The following is a 15,935-nucleotide window of genomic DNA, read 5'->3' as shown; positions in this document are numbered from 1 at the left end:
ATGGCCGATTTAAAAAGCGCAAAAGGTGACTAGACACCTCTTGCGCTTTTTAGGTCCTCCTGGCTTAATGCTAAAGATTTATTGTTATTAGTTTGTCAATTAAGATGCGCTTTAGATAGTAAACCTTTACGTCTATAAACACTTAATACAAGACCAATAATAGCCATGTTAATAAATGTTTGAGAACCACCATAACTGAAGAACGGTAGATTAATATCACTTAAAGGAGCGTATCCTAAAGTCATTAGAATATTCCAGATAAAGTGCATCGCGAAAATACAGGTTAATCCACCAACCATTAGTCTTCCGTACCTATCCTTTATCTTAATAGCCACACTCATCATTATACCCACCAAAGCCAGCGCTAGAACGACAACTACCGCACCAGCAACCCAGCCAAAGGCATGTACTATATAGGGAAAAATAAAATCAGTATGAATCTCAGGTAAATTTACCACCATACTGAACCCCTGGCCCCATAGCCCGGCAGATTTAATGGCTTCAATTGATTGGATATATAAATACCCACTGCCTGTTGGATCAGTATAGGGGTTAATAAACGATAGTAATCTACTTAATCTATAGGGTGCAGTTAAGATAGAGAAAACAAACAGACTAATCGGTATTGAAGCAATGCATATTAACTGTTTTTTATCAACACCAGAGAGTAACATTATGGCTAGAAACATCACTGTGTATATACCGGCGGTAGCCCAAGAACTACTCATTATATAAAATATATCAGGAACTACCAGCAACAAAACAGGGCTTAGAAACCAACTGTTTTTTGACCATTCCTTGTTGATAAAGATACTGGCCAAGGCTACTGCCAGAAACGCCGGGGTAACAGCATCTACATAGTTAATAACAATAAAACCTAGATTCAGGTATGGTTTACCATTAATAACTGTATTACTTAACACCAGTATCATTAACCAGACAAACATGGTTCCGGCAAATAAATGCCAACCATAAACTTTTAGCTTTCTGTAGTCAAAATAGGTCATTCCTAAAAGTGCTACCAAACCTAAAAGAGTATAGGACAAACTCCTGGAAAAAACCGGTACTGAAACCCGCCCTGTCAATAAGCCCTGCATTTCTATGGAATATAGTGCAATTAAGCCTATTCCCGTTAATATGGCTACTATGAATAACAATTTCCAATCGGTGGGGGGCCTATGAGTTTGATGTAATTGTTTGCCTAATGTCTCTGAATCACCCATCCTATCTATGGCCTTCTGTATTGCTTCCTGCTCAGGTAAGCCCTCAGCAACGTACTCCGATATACAATCCTCTATATGTGTAAGCAATTCTTGTTTAACTTGTTGGTGGGTCTCAGTCCATTTAATATGAGAACAAACATTCTTCAAATAGCCCTGTACCTTACAATTCTGTTCTATCGACATAAGATAACCTCCCCTAGAACCTTATCAACTGTTGAACGAAACACAACCCACTCCTTACATTTTTCTTTTAGTTGTAAACGACCTTTGTTTGTTATGCGATAGTATTTTCTTTGCCGACCACCGGCAAAGTCTGACCAGTATGCTTCAACCATTTCTTCAGACTCTAAAGAATGTAGAATTGGATAAAGAGTTCCTTCTTTAAAAGCAAACACCCCTTCTGAAGCATTTTCAATTTCTTTAATCATTTCATATCCATACATAGGTTTCTGTTCAAGTAGTTTTAGAATAAGGATCACGGTACTTCCCTTAAGCAATTCCTTGTTAATTTTCATTAGAATAGTATCACCTCTCAATAGCATAGACTCACGATACATCGTAATTCTATGTATTATTGTAAAAGGCATCCATTCTTTTGTCAATACTGGGTATTTGTTTTAGCTAATGCCTTCTGATAAATCCGAGGTCAAAATTATTGTAAAATCGTAGTAATTAATAAACATTTTCCTTTGCCAAAAAAGTAGAAATGACACCCTAGATTATTGTCAATCTGAGTGTCATTTCTTAAACCAATTTAATTTTTGAACTCCAAAATGGAACCCGTTAACGTATTATTTAAGGGCACATTTTGTTTAGGGGGTTGCACTTTACGCAAAATTTCACCGATCAAACAGGCCGCGGGTGATTGAAGGAATAGGCGTGCCCCAGGGGTGTCTGACTCTGGAAAAAGCTCCTTGGCCTTCGACACCGAGTGGTTACCTGTTAGTAGTATGCCACCCTCCGGCACCTTCTTCCAGCTTTATAAAAAACCATAGTTGCTGCGAGTATTATAGAAAACTCTAAAGAGCCTTCAAACTGATGGTCCTTTATTTCGAGAATGCTTTAGCGTGTTAAATTAATAAACTGGAATTATTTCTACTTTTAATCTGTCCGAAATCTTGACTGAAGACCAGTTGACCCCCATATATCAAAAGAACTGAAAGGTTGACCTTCAGTTCTATTCCTTCAAAACATCCTGCATTAGCTCAAATCCATTTTCAGTAAACAAATAATCCATAATCCTGTTTTTATTCTTAATAATAACCTGACAATGACCTATTAAACTGTTTCCACTCTTTTTAAATGTCATGTCCAAGTTTCCAAATAGCTGTGAATCAAAGGATTCCTTGTAGAAATCATGTTTATTTAAATGGATGCAGTGGATAAAATTCAAAATATTAAATGTAATTTCCTCTTCCAATGTAATATTCTTGAATCCTTTATTAGATATTTTCTGAAGTTCAATTTCAGAGAAACGCATACTTCTCGTCACTCCTGTCACATTTCGATTAGATGACATGAAAAATAATTTTCTCAAGCATCAGATTGCCATCAATTTCGGTAAGATAATCAAGTTTATACTGCCAAATGTGGTATTGACGTTTCTTAATCATTCTGAACCCCCAAGATATACTGATTCGAGCATTAAAAACAAAAGCTGAGGAAATATTTCCCCAGTTATATTTTACAACAGTAACCTTATTATTTGAATTGTTTAATTAGTTCTTTTAGAAACTATCTGCGAACTCTATTAGACGCCAACTAATTTTCCATATTTTTTCTTCTATGCACTTAACTTACCGATTACTAGAACATTTTTCAAAAAGTTTTACCATTAATACTGAAGCCTCGGCTTTTGTAAGCACATTTTTAGGTCTTATTGTTCCATCTGGATATCCGCAAATAATACCTGTATCTAGCCCTTTAATTATTTCTGGCTTTGCCCAGTCACTTACTTCATTAATGTCAATTACCGATATTTTACTCTGAGCAACTCTTTCTTCGTTTAGTAAAATAACAACCTTCCAATCTTCAAAAAATAAGTAGTTATTTTTCTTTGACATTTCGTAAATACGCATTAAAATGATTAAAGCCTCTTCTCTGGTTAAACTTTTTTCCGGTTTAAATAAGTCTTCACTAGTTCCACTTATTAAGCCAATTTCCTTAGCCTTCTCAATGTAGGTTGAATACCATTCTTCTTCTAGAACATCTTTAAAATATCCCTGATACTCATTTCTGATTTCTCTTTCTTCTCGCTCTAATGCTTTAACAAGCATTGTTACAAACTCAGCTCTGCTGATTGTTTCATCAGGAAAAAAGTCTCCTTCATTAAAAGCTTGTATAATCTGTCTTGATGCAAGCACTTCAATATATTTTTGTGCCCAATGGTTTTGAATATCTTTAAAACTCTGGTTATTTTCAGCAGCAAATAGTATTTGTTTTTCTGGTTTTACTTCAATTTTAAAGCAATTATCACTGATATCGAGTTCTCCTCCATAGTATTCATATGATATTCCATCAACTAACTTGAATACTCCCATTTTCCTCAAATCTAACCATTGGCCATCTTGAGATTCCTCTTTTTTCAGCCTAATAGTTAGCTTCAATCTAATATCACTTGTTTCCTCTGGGAAAAACTCTTCCCCATCCTTAAAGTAGCGTAAGTCTGTTTTTACGATATTTGATGATAGATTTATATTCTTTACCTCGTCTTGAAATAATGGTAGCTGTTTCTCCGCTGTTTCCCTTATCAAACTAATAATTTCAAGTTGTATTTGATTGATGTCGATGCTTTTCATTTTATAAACTTGGTCATAAGGTATAATTAAATCAAAATCAGAATATTTTATTATTACACCTATTTTTAAATCCGCGAACTTTTTTAAAATACTTTTTGATCTCAAAATCTTATCATAACTTGAACCAACGCTAGTTTGTGATAAATCAATGGTGAAGTATTGTGTATCTTTAAGTTGAATATAATCTTTAAGTTCAAGTGTATATACATTGCAATTTCCTAGCTCCTCAACTTTAAGAATATAATTATCTGTTTCAATAATTGGGTTCTCTTCTTCAATTTCCAATAGAGGATCTAGGATAGGTTGTCTGTACCAATAAGAAGCCACTGAGCTTGTAAATTTCCCTAAAATGGTTATAGCATTAATATTCACATCATCTGTTATTCTAATCGGTTCAGAATAGCATTTTGCTTCTGATCTTAGTTTCCCATCTTTTAAAGGGGATTCTCCATCAGTTGTATAGTAGACAGTGCCTTCATCTAAAGAAGTAGAAAGTTCCAAATTTATTGGCAACTGATAATATCCACTTTTAAGATTTGCTTTAGGTGCTTCCGGAAACAAGGTGAATTTATAGCGATTCCCGGCATATTCCTGATTTAAAGAACATGTTCGTGTTTCATAAAAACCAGGTTCCTTGAGTAAAACCTCTTGTTCACCTTTTCCATATACTATACTAACGACCGACTCCTTTTCTAAATGATAATTACCATAAAAGTAATTCCCATAAGACTTATCAAAATCAATTTCAAAACTATATAGATCCTGGTATACATCATTAGATACCGATGACTGAACATTTTGATTAATATCTTCCATAATCAAAGAGAATTGAAGAGATTTTTCTGGATAAAACATATTGGATGAGGATGATTTGACTTTTACAAGAGGCAATCCTATGCTACTTTTGGGATTAACAATTCCGTAACCATACTGATCATCTTTTCCTGGCTCTCCCTTATCATCAGCCCCAGCTTCAATAATTTGCTTTACTTCATAAGGGTTTAACTGATTGTTTTTTGCTAGAATTAATGCTGTTAATCCCGTGACAAATGGGGCGGCAACAGATGTACCATTCTGAAATTCGTATGTATTGCCAGGCATTGTGCTGTAAATATCCTCACCTGGTGCTGCTATGCTAACTTCTTCCCCAAAGTTATTAAATATTGAATAATCCCCCAACTGGTTAACTGATGTTACAGCAATTACATCTGGATATGCTGCTGGATAGGAAACCGCCTCTGAATAATTTCCAGTAGCAGCTACAACAACAACCCCTTTACTGATTGCATACTGAATTGCAGCGTATTCAACGGGGTTGAATGCATCTACTCCGTCCTTATACCTTCTTCCACCCACGCTGAGGTTAATCATGTTTGCTCCGTTATTTACAGCCCAAATGATACCTTTAATTTCTGTCATTACATCCCCCGAACCCTGATTGTTTAGAATTTTTACAGGCATTATTTTAACACCAGAGGCCACTCCAACAATTCCTTTATCATTGTTTACTGCTCCTACTATTCCCGAAATATGTGTTCCGTGGCCATAATCATCGTTTGTATCTTCATTATTGCTAATAAAGTTATATCCTTTTACTAAAGCATCTTTCAGATCTTCATGTTGAAGGTCGACTCCTGTATCTAGAATAGCAACGGTAATTTGTTTAATCTCAGAATCATCAATTTCTTCAAGAATTTCTGGTATGTCAAACTGCTTTATAGACCATTGTTCATTTGATAGTGGGTTTTGGTATACTTTATCACAAACTGATTTACTACCACTTTCGGATTCTGATTTAATCATATTCGGATCTAACATTCGAGTATCATTTGTAGCAACAAACTGAACCCGTTCATCCTTCTCAAAAGCCTTTATTGCCGCCTGCATACTTAAAGAAGGGGGAATCTTATTTTTGACGACTCCTATTTCGGGCAGAAGATCTTCAGCAACAGGTATCTTTTGCTGGCTTAAAAATATACCCTTCCCTGGTTCCAAATAAGCGGTTTCCCCAAGCTTCTACTGCTTCATCTTTATATTTAACAAGAATTTCTTTTTCTTCGTGATTATATGTTGTTTCTTCATCAGCAATAGCAATACTAGTTCCCCAAATGGGCGAAATAATAGCAAGGATTAAAACTAAATATTTCAAGTTCTCCTACCCCAATATTAAAAATATTTTGGATTTCGCTGAAGAAATGATTACACCAAGACTTCCACTTTTCGAAGCAGCCAGTGAACAATAGAAATTGGGATTATCTCTAATCAAATTTAAAAGCTGATTCACGGTTATCATGAAGATCACCGTAGTATTCCATTCTCATTTTCTGTTATTTAATTAATTTCGTTGGAGGAAAATTGATGAAATACTTCTCTGCAATCTTCCTTTTCTGCTCATCAACCCAGCTTTTAAACCTATTCTCAATATCGTCTAAACTCTTTATGTCGCTATTTGGAACATTTAATATAATGATTTCATCGTTTATTTCCAAATAATTTTGTAAAGAACCTTCGTCATAATATAAATCCCAACTACCATCTTTTCTCTCACGTGCTGTTCCTTCATCCTCACATTCAATTGACAAATCACCATTTTTATTTATTTCTTTGTATAAAGTAATATGAAAATGTCTGTATTCTCTTACAAACTTCTTCGCAAAATCAACTCGTTTTTTTAATTTTTCTATTTCTTCATCGGTTAATTTAATTCTATACTGTACATTGCAACTATTCTCTATTGTCTCTAATTTTACAAATCTACCTTCTACCTTTTCCGAAGGTTTTTCTTTTAAAATACGAGTAATAATCTCTATTATTTCAGAATCAATTAAATCATTTATTTTTAAGTAACAATTGTAATATTTTAAATAATTACTCATTCTGTATTAACCTCCACATGTAACGCTTTAAACTATAGTCATTGTTTAGGATCGGGAATGTCATTATATTCCAATGTACAATAACATTACACCGATCCTAATCTAAATTATAGAGATATTAAACTTCAGATATTAAAATTTTTTCTAAAAACCAGGTGGTTTATCTTTACCCCAATAAATAGTACCATCTCCAGATATTAGACTGTGATGATCATTTAAATTTGGCTTAACATGATAATGCGGGTAAATATAGTAGCCATTATATTTCTTAAGTAAGTCAACGTCAAATCGGAATACTTCACCTTGCTTTTTACTAACTAACTTAAACACTCTTCCTCCGCTACCTGGCCTGTATATTACGATAAGATAAGGCCACTATCACGGAGAAATAAGGCCAGTAAAACGGTGTAAGAAGGCCACCATCACGAAACGACAAGGCCACTATATATTGACGGAAGAATCTCGCCTATAATGAAAAGTGCACACTTTGAGTGTGACAACGTTATAGGAGGTATGATAATTATGATTAATTATCGAGAGATCTTGAGACTGCGAAGCTTAGACTACAGCCAACGTCAAATTGCAGCTAGCGTGCGCAGCTCTCGAGACACGGTTAGCCAAGTCTTTAGGCTAGCGACAATTCACGGTCTTTCTTGGCCATTGCCAGATGAAATGTCCAATCAGATGATTTATGAGATGTTTTTTCCGGCACAGCTTGATTCAAACGCCAAGCGAATTCCCGATTACGCACAGATGCATAAGGAATTGGCAAAACCAGGTGTTACTTTAACACTGTTGTGGGCTGAGTATTGCGAAAAGTGTTATTCAGAAGATGCAACACACTACCAATACACTCAGTTTTGTGATAACTATCGACGGTGGGCTCGGGCCACAAAAGCCACTATGAGGATTAAGCGGAAGCCAGGTGATGCTTTTGAGGTGGATTGGGCCGGAAACAACATGTCAATCTATGATAAAGTAACCGGTGAACAAAGCGAGGCTTATATATTTGTTGGTGTATTGCCCTGTAGTTGCTACGCTTATGTTGAAGCTTTTCCAAGTATGGTTACCGAAAACTGGATCACCGCCCATGTTCATGCATACAACTATTTTGGTGGTGTTACACGGATTGTTATTCCCGATAATTTAAAGACCGGGGTGATTAAAAACACCCGTTTCGAGACTGTTTTAAACCGAAGTTACAATGAAATGGCGGCGCATTATGATACCGCGATTATACCTACCCGAGTGGAACGACCGAAGGATAAACCCAATGTCGAAGGCACCGTGAATCACACAGCTACGTGGATTTGTGCGGCTTTGAGAAATGAAAAATTCTTTACCATTCAAGAATTAAACGATGCCATCTTCCTTAAACTGGAGGAATTCAACGCAAAACCATTCCAGAAAAGAGAGGGAAGCAGACTGTCGGCGTTTTTGGATGAAGAGAAACCATTTCTAAAGCCTCTGCCTGCTTCCCCGTATGAACTCGCAGTATGGTCCACTGCCGTAGTTCAATCTGATTATCTCATAACAGACGGAAAAAACAAATATTCCGTTCCCTTCGATTTAATCGGCGAAGAGGTCAATATTCGTCTAACGAGTCGCACCGTAGAGGCATTCTTTAATGGATCCAGGGTGGCTTCCTTTCCTCGTGAAGCAGTCCGGCATCGCGAACCCATTGTCAAAGTGGAGCATATGCCAGACAATCATAAGAAATATCTGATGTACAATGAAACAGCGTTTTTGGAATGGTCTGCGAGTATCGGTTCAAGTACACTTCTCACAGTCAAACAGTTTTTAGCCGCAGGCTCCGTTGTGGAGCAGGGATTTAAAGCCTGTGCTAGTCTAACAAGGCTGGCTGATCGTTATGGACATGCACGCCTTGAAAGAGCTTGCTCTCGTGCATTGGCCTATACTCCCGCACCTAGCATTAAAATCATCAACACTATACTTAGAACCGGTCAAGATAAAGTAGATCAACAATCATCGCCAAACGAAACCAACCCGGGAAGCCGTTATGGCTTTACTAGAGGGGCGGCCTACTTTGGAGGTGAGAAGAATGATTAATCAATCTACAGTCGAAACCCTTCGCCAAATGCGAATGGGAGCGATGGCCCAATCCCTGGAAGAACAACTATTGGATCATGAAACGTATGTAAAACTATCTTTTGAAGAACGTCTTGCCCTATTAGTTGACGCCGAGTGGAGTAAGCGGCAGGCCAACAAGTTGAATCGTTACATCAGAAGTGCTCAATTCTCCAATCCCGAAGCTTCTATTGAAGGCATTGAGTACCATCCTGATCGCAAGCTCGATAAGGTACAGATGCTGCGCTTGTCCACCTGTTCTTACATTGACCAAGGACATCATCTAATTTTAGAAGGAGCCTCCGGTAACGGAAAGACATGGATTGCTTGCGCCCTAGGAATTGCTGCCTGTCGAAAATTCAAAAGTGTGCGTTACATTCGAATGCCAGAGTTACTGACCGAGTTGAATGTGGCAAAAGGACTAGGGACTTTCCGAAAGGTGATCAAATCTTACCAAAAGCCCGATTTGCTTATTGTTGACGAATGGCTCATTCGTTGTCTCACCCAGCAAGAATCCTACGACCTCTTAGAGATCATTGAAGCTAGGATTCACCGTGGTTCTCTGATTCTCTGCGCTCAATATGCTCCTAAAGGCTGGTATGAACGCATCAGCCCGTCCAATGAGGGACCGATCTCCGAAGCAATCATTGACCGTATCATTCATAATGCTTTTGAGATCATTATTGATGGACAAGTCTCTATGCGCGAAAGACATGGTTTGAAAGCAACGGCCACTAAGATGCCGAATCAAACATAGTAATTTGATTAACTAACGCTGTGTAAAGAGGGTGGCCTTGACGACCGTGATAGTGGCCTTCACTTACCGTCAAGGTGGCCCTCTTTGCCCGTGAAGGTGGTCTTATTTGATCGGAATACACACTGAAATTCCTCACCAATATACCCCCCTATCTATTCTTAGTGGTTTATCAATTGAGAATTAACAAAGAATATGGTTAAATAGAACTGTAATAGTGGTTATGTCAGCATATTTATGGGCACGTGATTGTCAGGTCTGTACCCGGTTGCTGCTAAATCCACTATTACTTTTTTAAGGGGGATACCGGGATAGCTCATTAATAATCAAGATTTTTCACCTCCTCTTTAGAATGTAAAATTACAAATCCCAACAAGCTGTTAAAACGGAAAGCCAAGCAATTGAAGTACACTTGGTAATTATCTATTACTATTGAAAATCCTTTAAAAATTCCGCAAAATCCCCAAAACTAGACCTAAGATGCCTTAAAGCTAGTTAATTGTTAATATTTTTGCTAATTATGATATTGTTTGTCTCTATATATAAGAGTATTAAGTGACCAAAATGGTTTCAACAAATTTACTAAAAAATACTAGAAATAATGTCGAATTTGAAGAATTGTTAATGTAGAATATGATAATTTCTACCACATTCGCTAAAATGATAAAATTAAAAAGCCATGACAAATAATCCACGGCTTTTCATATGTATTTCATAAAACTGAAATATTGAGCACTTCTCTGTTAGTTACACATTTTGTAGCTCTGTGCTTTTTCTACACTAACCAAGTGAGAACCCTCAAGGACTGCAAAAAACAAGGATTTCCAAACCTATCTTCTTTCTATCCTTACCACACACTATCGATCTTTTTCAATAATATTCAGCTAAAAAAAATTTACATTTCAGCTATATTGCATTACAATATAGTGGTAACTTGCTATGCAAGGTAGGTGGTTTTTATTAATGATAAATCTCAGCTCCTAAAGGGAACACTTGAAGGATGTATATTAAAGGTGATAAATGACTCAGAAACTTACGGATATGAAATCTCTGAAAAGTTAAAACAACACGGATTTTCCGAAATATGTGAAGGCACAATTTACCCTTTACTCATTAGACTTGAGAGAAACGGTCTGTTAGAGTCAATTAAGAAGGACTCCCCCTTTGGCCCAAAAAGAAAGTACTATAAATTATCGCCACTTGGAGAGGAAGAACTAAATAGTTTTTATAACAATTGGCTTGAATTACAAAGTAACGTTAACCGTCTTTTTATGGATTGTCAAAGAGGTGTTGAAAATGAATAGTGAAATCCAAAAATTTATTCAAAATAATTTTGAGCTTAGTAAAAAACTAACCCCTGAGAATGATATGATCTTTACTGATATAGTCTGCTATTTACGAACTAGTTCAATGGGCGCGCTGCACACCGAAGAAGCTATTCAGCAAATCCTAGACATGTTTATAAGTGCCCAGCAAAGGGGAGAGTCAATAAACCAGGTCATAGGCAGTGACTACAAGCTTTTCTGCGATAGTATCATTGAAAACTCCCCAAAAGAAAAACTTTGGGCAAGTTTTTTTACTTTTATTGAGTTATTTTTGTTCAGCATGATTTTTATGTGTTCTATTAATTTACTTTTCGATATTTTACCTGTAATGATAGAAAATAAACAAATAATACTTGAGTATAATTTAACGCTTGGTCTTGTTTTTAAAATAGTCACAGTTCTAGCGATTGCATATGCTATCGTAGGATTTATTGGTAAAAATAGTTTTAAACTAACTAATAATTCAAAAGCATATAGGTTCTTAGTTGGTGCATTACTAGGATTATTTATATTCCTACCAGGGTTTCTCTCTTATAAAATGAATAACTATGTTTTATTCACCACACAGTTTCATTACGTAGCCATTGTACTGATACCCTCTTATTTGATCGTAAGATTTTTTAATAAAAGGAGATAGTTGCATTGATACGCTGAAATCAAGCTATTTACTTTCTATCCTTACCACGCACTCCACATGTGTGGAGACGGTAAAAGGGATATATGGTTTCGTTAACCATATAATAGGTAAGGATGTTTATTTAATACTTGTAATAAAAAAATGACTTCTTGTTTACTTCCTTCAAGTGAAACCCACATTGATAAATCACTAAATTTATAATATTTATCAACAATTGAGGTGTTAAACTGCATTAACCATATAGAAAGAATCGTTTTTTCTGAACTGGAAAGGCTGTTCATATATTTTGAAGCAATATCCGAGTTAAATCCTTTGACTTGACCATTTTCCACAATCCAAAACATGTCAAAACTCATTAAAGGACTTTGAAATAAGTAATTCCATATATCCCTCAAAACTTTTTCCTTTGTATATTTTTTATACTTATCTTGTAATGTTTTCTTTATATTTATTAATAAATCACTAATGATCTCAATTGAATCAAAAATATATTTTTTATTAATTTCTAGATTCTTCCCAATGTCATTGCCCCTTTTGCATTTTCCAGCAGTTTCAATATACTTGCTGTTAATTTTCAAGTTATTATGTAACAGTAGATTCCTGGTAGCCTTTTTCTCTATGAGCCTATTAAAATAATCTTCATTAATATTAGGTACAATGCCGAAAATTTTGCAATATTCTTTAATATATTCAACTAATGAGAGATAGGATAACCTAATCACATAATTTTCAACATGATTTTTAATAATATCCTGTGGAAAGACACTTTCTATTAGTAAATCTCTGTCAACTTTAATTTCTTTATTTTCAAGATTTTTAGGTTGAGCATTTAAAAAATATTCTAGTGTATGATTCAACGAAACCTCAAATAATGCAAAAACATAAACAAATATACTATTTATCAGACTTTTCTTGTCTATATTCTCTATATCTATTCTTATATTATTATAATCACTCAATGTATTATTTATAGGCTTTAATAGTTCTTCACATAACAAAATCATAGGCCTTTTAGAATCCATACATAACCCACCATTTCTTCAAACTAATCCTATATATCTCTAATTAAAATTGCTAGCATTATATGATTTAATTCTAAAGTCTGAGTTGTCCAAAACCTAACCAATATATAAAATACTTTCTTTTGTATACCATAAAGATGCTACCAACCAATTTAGTTATTTTTATTTACATTTTTCATATTACCTGCCAAATATAGCCCAGATTATTTTGCGCTTTTTAACTTAATGAAATAACTTATTACTTTTATAATAATCAGATTTTGCAATCATAACTGTAATTTTATTAACCAAAATGCAATTTCCTATGACAGTTGGGACAAACGGCAATTGCATTATCAACAGTATCCTCTCCTCCATCTGCTAATCTTATTATATGATGCACCTCAAGGTAGGGGGTTCCGTCGGAAGCTCTATTGAATGGTGCTGGCTTTCTGCATTCCTCACATATTCCATTAGCTCGTTCAAGAACTTCTACTATGACATCGGGGTTTCTTTTAAAGTCATTACTTACCCTTTCAATTCTGTCAGGAATATTACTCTCTCTACTTTCTAATCGTTTTTTTCTCTCCTCATTAGTTAGTTTTCTTGATTCTTGGACTTCTTTTTCAAGTAACTCATAGTAATCCTTGGAAGTATTAATAGTATCAAGCATTTGTGCAATTTCTTTAAAGTGTTTTTTTCTTATATCAAACAATGTTCCTCTGTGTAATCCAACAACACTACAGTCACTTAATTTTTGATTTGTTTTCATTTTATCTAAAGTTAAAAACTTTTCAAAACGCTTCAGTATTTGAAATTCAACTAATATCTCATCATTTTCCTCATATTTACCAATAACTACACAGATTGCTGTAATTGCCTTTATTTCACCTGTTTCATAAGCTAAAACTTTATCACCAATATTAATGTTTTGAAAACAACTTTGGTTTTTCCTCTTATCACCATCTTCATTAAGGTTTGAATAGGTCTGTTTTCTGACTACATTAACACCAGAAAATGACCATTCATAATTTTCAGAATTATTTAGCCAATAATAATTCAGTTTCTTTCTATAATCAGGATGAAGTATATACTTTCCCTTAGAAACACGAATAAAATACTTAGTATATGTAGGACTATGATTATTTTCTGTTGAATTTGAAAGAATGACTCTTATATAGTTTTCAGGAACACTATAACCCTTTTTTTTAAAAAAAGATTCTACTTTCTTATAGTCTAATGGTTCTGATATTTCTCCATTATTAACAGCATTAACAATTTCATTTCCCAATCCTTCAGCATACTTAGCCATCAATTTACCTCCGAAAAAATAGAGTAAAGCAATCGTTCAATGCTTTACTCTATTGTAAGAATAATTTGGTTATTTTTCAATTAATTATTACACTTCCTCCACCCTCATCCCACTCTTTAATACAAAAACAAAATGCGTTGGTGAGAGAACTTCTATCTTCTCAACCAACGCATTAAAAATCTTATCATCAAATTCAGTTAGTAATTCCTGTTTACCCAGCACTTCAATAATCTCATTAACCCTTTGCCGATAATCTTCCCTATTACTATTCTCCTTTTCCAACTTGGCCTTCTGTCTCCGCAGTTCCTCAAGCTCATTGGACAATTTCCAGTATTCCTCTTTATAAACTCCATCATCAATATTGTTTCGTATCTGAAACTTTATAAGTCCCTTAAGGTCATTTTTCATAATCTCAATCTGATTATCCAAAGCATCCATTTCCTTATTGGCACTTTTCCCAGACAGTACTTTTTCAATATTCTCAGTTAGTGTTTTAATAAAGTCATCTTTATTTTCATTAATCCTGTTAAATACCCTAACGAAAGCATCCATTAGAACTTGTTCACCCACAGCCTTGGCATCACAAGCTTCTTTACCATCCACAATGTATGTTTTGCACTGCCATACAATTTTCTTGTATTTGCTTTTGCTGTTCCAAGTTCTCCGTTTAAAAATGTTGCCACAGTCACCACAGATGACCTTTCCACTGAAAGAATATTTGCTGGAGTATTTATGCCGATCCCCTACTAGATTACCCTTTAATAATGCTCTTCTTTCCTTCTCATCCTGTACCTTATCAAATATTTCTTTAGAGATGATAGGCTCATGGTTTCCTTCTATTAAATATTGCTGAGCTTGCCCCTTGTTATCAACCCTTTTATGATCTAAAAAATCAACAGTTATTGTTTTTTGCAAAAGCAAATCACCATAATATTTCTCGTTAGTTAGTATACCAGTAATTGTAGAATCCCACCATTTTGTACCACCAGTTACCGTCTTTATTCCATCCTTCGTTAATCCTTTGGCTATAGCATTATAGCTCTTACCCTCTAGGTATTCCCTGTATATACGCCTAACCAATTTGGCCTCTTCTTCATTAATTATGAGTTCCCCGTTTTCATCCTTATCATAGCCTAAGAATCTGGTAGTATTAACTATTGTTTTACCATTTTGAAACTGGCATGCTATCCCCCATTTAACATTTTCTGAAATATTACGGCTTTCGTCTTGGGCTAGTGAACTAAGGATAGTAAGTAGGACTTCCCCTTTAGAATCAAGGCTATTGATATTCTCCTTTTCGAAAAATACTGCAACGCCTTTATCTTTAAGCTTCCGTACAAAACGTAAACAATCAAGGGTGTTCCTAGCAAAACGCGAAATCGATTTTGTGATAATGATATCTATTTTTCCTTCCATACAATCCTCAATCATTCTTTTGAATTCATCCCTATTCTTAGTGCTGGTTCCTGAAATCCCCTCATCGGCATATATATCAACAAAAGTCCATTCAGGTTTATTTTTAATATAGGCAGTATAATAAGTTACTTGTGATTCATAACTGGATTCTTGTTCCCTATGATCTGTACTCACCCTGCAATAGGCACAAACTTTTTTCTTTGAGTTTTCAGGTAGCCCCTGTATAACCTCAATGGGTTTAGCAGGAATAACCGCAACTTTCTTTGCTGATTTTGCTGCCAATATAATCCTTCCTTTCTATTCTTTTTGTGGTCACATGATATAATTGGTGTCCGCATTAATCAACTTAATCCTTGACATATCTGGACTTGAAAGGATTTTTGATTCTCCTTATCTATGGCAGCAAACTCTTCCTCGGTAATCAGATTCATTTCTCTTAGGGAATTTAATATATGTAAACTCAATTGATAATTGACTGTACTTTGATTCATCAAAAGCAATCTTC

General features: G+C 35.1%; 15 protein-coding genes. 4 read left to right on the top strand and 11 right to left on the bottom strand.

Annotated elements, in window-relative coordinates:
* Positions 1-95: 95 nt before the first annotated feature.
* The 7 genes from ACYQ03_RS08850 to ACYQ03_RS08820 all read right to left on the bottom strand — a co-directional run bounded on the left by ACYQ03_RS08850 (position 96) and on the right by ACYQ03_RS08820 (position 7,254).
* Entirely contained in the window at positions 96-1,406 is a 1,311-nt protein-coding gene (locus ACYQ03_RS08850) for an FtsW/RodA/SpoVE family cell cycle protein (protein WP_459909296.1), read from the bottom strand.
* Positions 1,397-1,738 (bottom strand): PadR family transcriptional regulator, encoded by a 342-nt coding sequence (locus tag ACYQ03_RS08845; RefSeq protein WP_459909295.1) that lies wholly within the window; start codon positions 1,736-1,738, stop codon positions 1,397-1,399. Before ACYQ03_RS08845 ends, ACYQ03_RS08850 begins: the two co-directional genes overlap by 10 nt.
* Before the next feature lie 662 nt (positions 1,739-2,400).
* Entirely contained in the window at positions 2,401-2,703 is a 303-nt protein-coding gene (locus ACYQ03_RS08840; protein ID WP_459909293.1) for a hypothetical protein, read from the bottom strand.
* Positions 2,704-3,019: 316 nt separating this feature from the next.
* On the bottom strand, positions 3,020-6,016 hold the full coding sequence (locus ACYQ03_RS08835) for a S8 family serine peptidase (protein ID WP_459909292.1): 2,997 nt from the start codon (positions 6,014-6,016) through the stop codon (positions 3,020-3,022).
* Positions 5,964-6,170 (bottom strand): hypothetical protein, encoded by a 207-nt coding sequence (locus ACYQ03_RS08830; RefSeq protein WP_459909290.1) that lies wholly within the window; start codon positions 6,168-6,170, stop codon positions 5,964-5,966. The genes ACYQ03_RS08835 and ACYQ03_RS08830 overlap by 53 nt, the downstream gene beginning before the upstream one ends.
* A 178-nt stretch (positions 6,171-6,348) precedes the next feature.
* Positions 6,349-6,897: a hypothetical protein gene (locus ACYQ03_RS08825; RefSeq protein WP_459909289.1), complete on the bottom strand. Its 549-nt coding sequence runs from the start codon at positions 6,895-6,897 to the stop codon at positions 6,349-6,351.
* A gap of 144 nt (positions 6,898-7,041) precedes the next feature.
* On the bottom strand, positions 7,042-7,254 hold the full coding sequence (locus ACYQ03_RS08820) for a YpjP family protein (protein ID WP_459910784.1): 213 nt from the start codon (positions 7,252-7,254) through the stop codon (positions 7,042-7,044).
* Between the two features lie 165 nt (positions 7,255-7,419).
* Here ACYQ03_RS08820 and istA point away from each other — a divergent pair, with 165 nt between their 5' ends.
* The 4 genes from istA (at position 7,420) to ACYQ03_RS08800 (ending at position 11,701) form a co-directional block, all read left to right on the top strand.
* Positions 7,420-8,967 (top strand): IS21 family transposase, encoded by a 1,548-nt coding sequence (istA, locus tag ACYQ03_RS08815; RefSeq protein ID WP_459908223.1) that lies wholly within the window; start codon positions 7,420-7,422, stop codon positions 8,965-8,967.
* On the top strand, positions 8,960-9,742 hold the full coding sequence (locus ACYQ03_RS08810; RefSeq protein WP_459909287.1) for an ATP-binding protein: 783 nt from the start codon (positions 8,960-8,962) through the stop codon (positions 9,740-9,742). Before istA ends, ACYQ03_RS08810 begins: the two co-directional genes overlap by 8 nt.
* A 956-nt stretch (positions 9,743-10,698) precedes the next feature.
* Complete coding sequence (locus ACYQ03_RS08805) at positions 10,699-11,043, top strand: PadR family transcriptional regulator (protein ID WP_459910783.1); 345 nt, start codon at positions 10,699-10,701, stop codon at positions 11,041-11,043.
* The gene (locus ACYQ03_RS08800) at positions 11,036-11,701 is read left to right on the top strand and encodes a DUF1048 domain-containing protein (protein ID WP_459909286.1); all 666 of its coding nucleotides are present in this window, start codon (positions 11,036-11,038) and stop codon (positions 11,699-11,701) included. Before ACYQ03_RS08805 ends, ACYQ03_RS08800 begins: the two co-directional genes overlap by 8 nt.
* A 92-nt stretch (positions 11,702-11,793) precedes the next feature.
* Here the strand turns inward: ACYQ03_RS08800 and ACYQ03_RS08795 are convergent, their stop codons facing one another.
* The 4 genes from ACYQ03_RS08795 to ACYQ03_RS08780 form a co-directional block, all read right to left on the bottom strand.
* Positions 11,794-12,723 carry a hypothetical protein gene (locus tag ACYQ03_RS08795; RefSeq protein WP_459909285.1) on the bottom strand — a complete coding sequence of 310 codons (930 nt, stop codon included), beginning with the start codon at positions 12,721-12,723 and terminating at the stop codon, positions 11,794-11,796.
* 283 nt (positions 12,724-13,006) lie between these two features.
* Complete coding sequence (locus tag ACYQ03_RS08790) at positions 13,007-14,014, bottom strand: HNH endonuclease (RefSeq protein ID WP_459909284.1); 1,008 nt, start codon at positions 14,012-14,014, stop codon at positions 13,007-13,009.
* Between the two features lie 87 nt (positions 14,015-14,101).
* Complete coding sequence (locus ACYQ03_RS08785) at positions 14,102-15,712, bottom strand: recombinase family protein (RefSeq protein ID WP_459909282.1); 1,611 nt, start codon at positions 15,710-15,712, stop codon at positions 14,102-14,104.
* 59 nt (positions 15,713-15,771) lie between these two features.
* A complete protein-coding gene (locus ACYQ03_RS08780; protein WP_459910782.1) occupies positions 15,772-15,921 on the bottom strand; it encodes an SHOCT domain-containing protein in 150 nt (49 codons plus the stop codon).
* Positions 15,922-15,935 lie beyond the last annotated feature (14 nt).

The organism is Desulfotomaculum defluvii, from assembly GCF_054657375.1.
This window is presented reverse-complemented; position numbering and strand designations above follow the sequence as displayed.

Excerpts from the sequence above, each read along its gene's own strand:
- ACYQ03_RS08850 (WP_459909296.1), bottom strand. The coding sequence starts at position 1,406 with ATGTCGATAGAACAGAATTGTAAGGTACAGGGCTATTTGAAGAATGTT.
- ACYQ03_RS08845 (WP_459909295.1), bottom strand. The coding sequence starts at position 1,738 with ATGAAAATTAACAAGGAATTGCTTAAGGGAAGTACCGTGATCCTTATT.
- ACYQ03_RS08840 (WP_459909293.1), bottom strand. The coding sequence starts at position 2,703 with ATGCGTTTCTCTGAAATTGAACTTCAGAAAATATCTAATAAAGGATTC.
- ACYQ03_RS08825 (WP_459909289.1), bottom strand. The coding sequence starts at position 6,897 with ATGAGTAATTATTTAAAATATTACAATTGTTACTTAAAAATAAATGAT.
- istA (WP_459908223.1), top strand. The coding sequence starts at position 7,420 with ATGATTAATTATCGAGAGATCTTGAGACTGCGAAGCTTAGACTACAGC.
- ACYQ03_RS08810 (WP_459909287.1), top strand. The coding sequence starts at position 8,960 with ATGATTAATCAATCTACAGTCGAAACCCTTCGCCAAATGCGAATGGGA.
- ACYQ03_RS08800 (WP_459909286.1), top strand. The coding sequence starts at position 11,036 with ATGAATAGTGAAATCCAAAAATTTATTCAAAATAATTTTGAGCTTAGT.
- ACYQ03_RS08795 (WP_459909285.1), bottom strand. The coding sequence starts at position 12,723 with ATGGATTCTAAAAGGCCTATGATTTTGTTATGTGAAGAACTATTAAAG.
- ACYQ03_RS08790 (WP_459909284.1), bottom strand. The coding sequence starts at position 14,014 with ATGGCTAAGTATGCTGAAGGATTGGGAAATGAAATTGTTAATGCTGTT.
- ACYQ03_RS08780 (WP_459910782.1), bottom strand. The coding sequence starts at position 15,921 with ATGAATCAAAGTACAGTCAATTATCAATTGAGTTTACATATATTAAAT.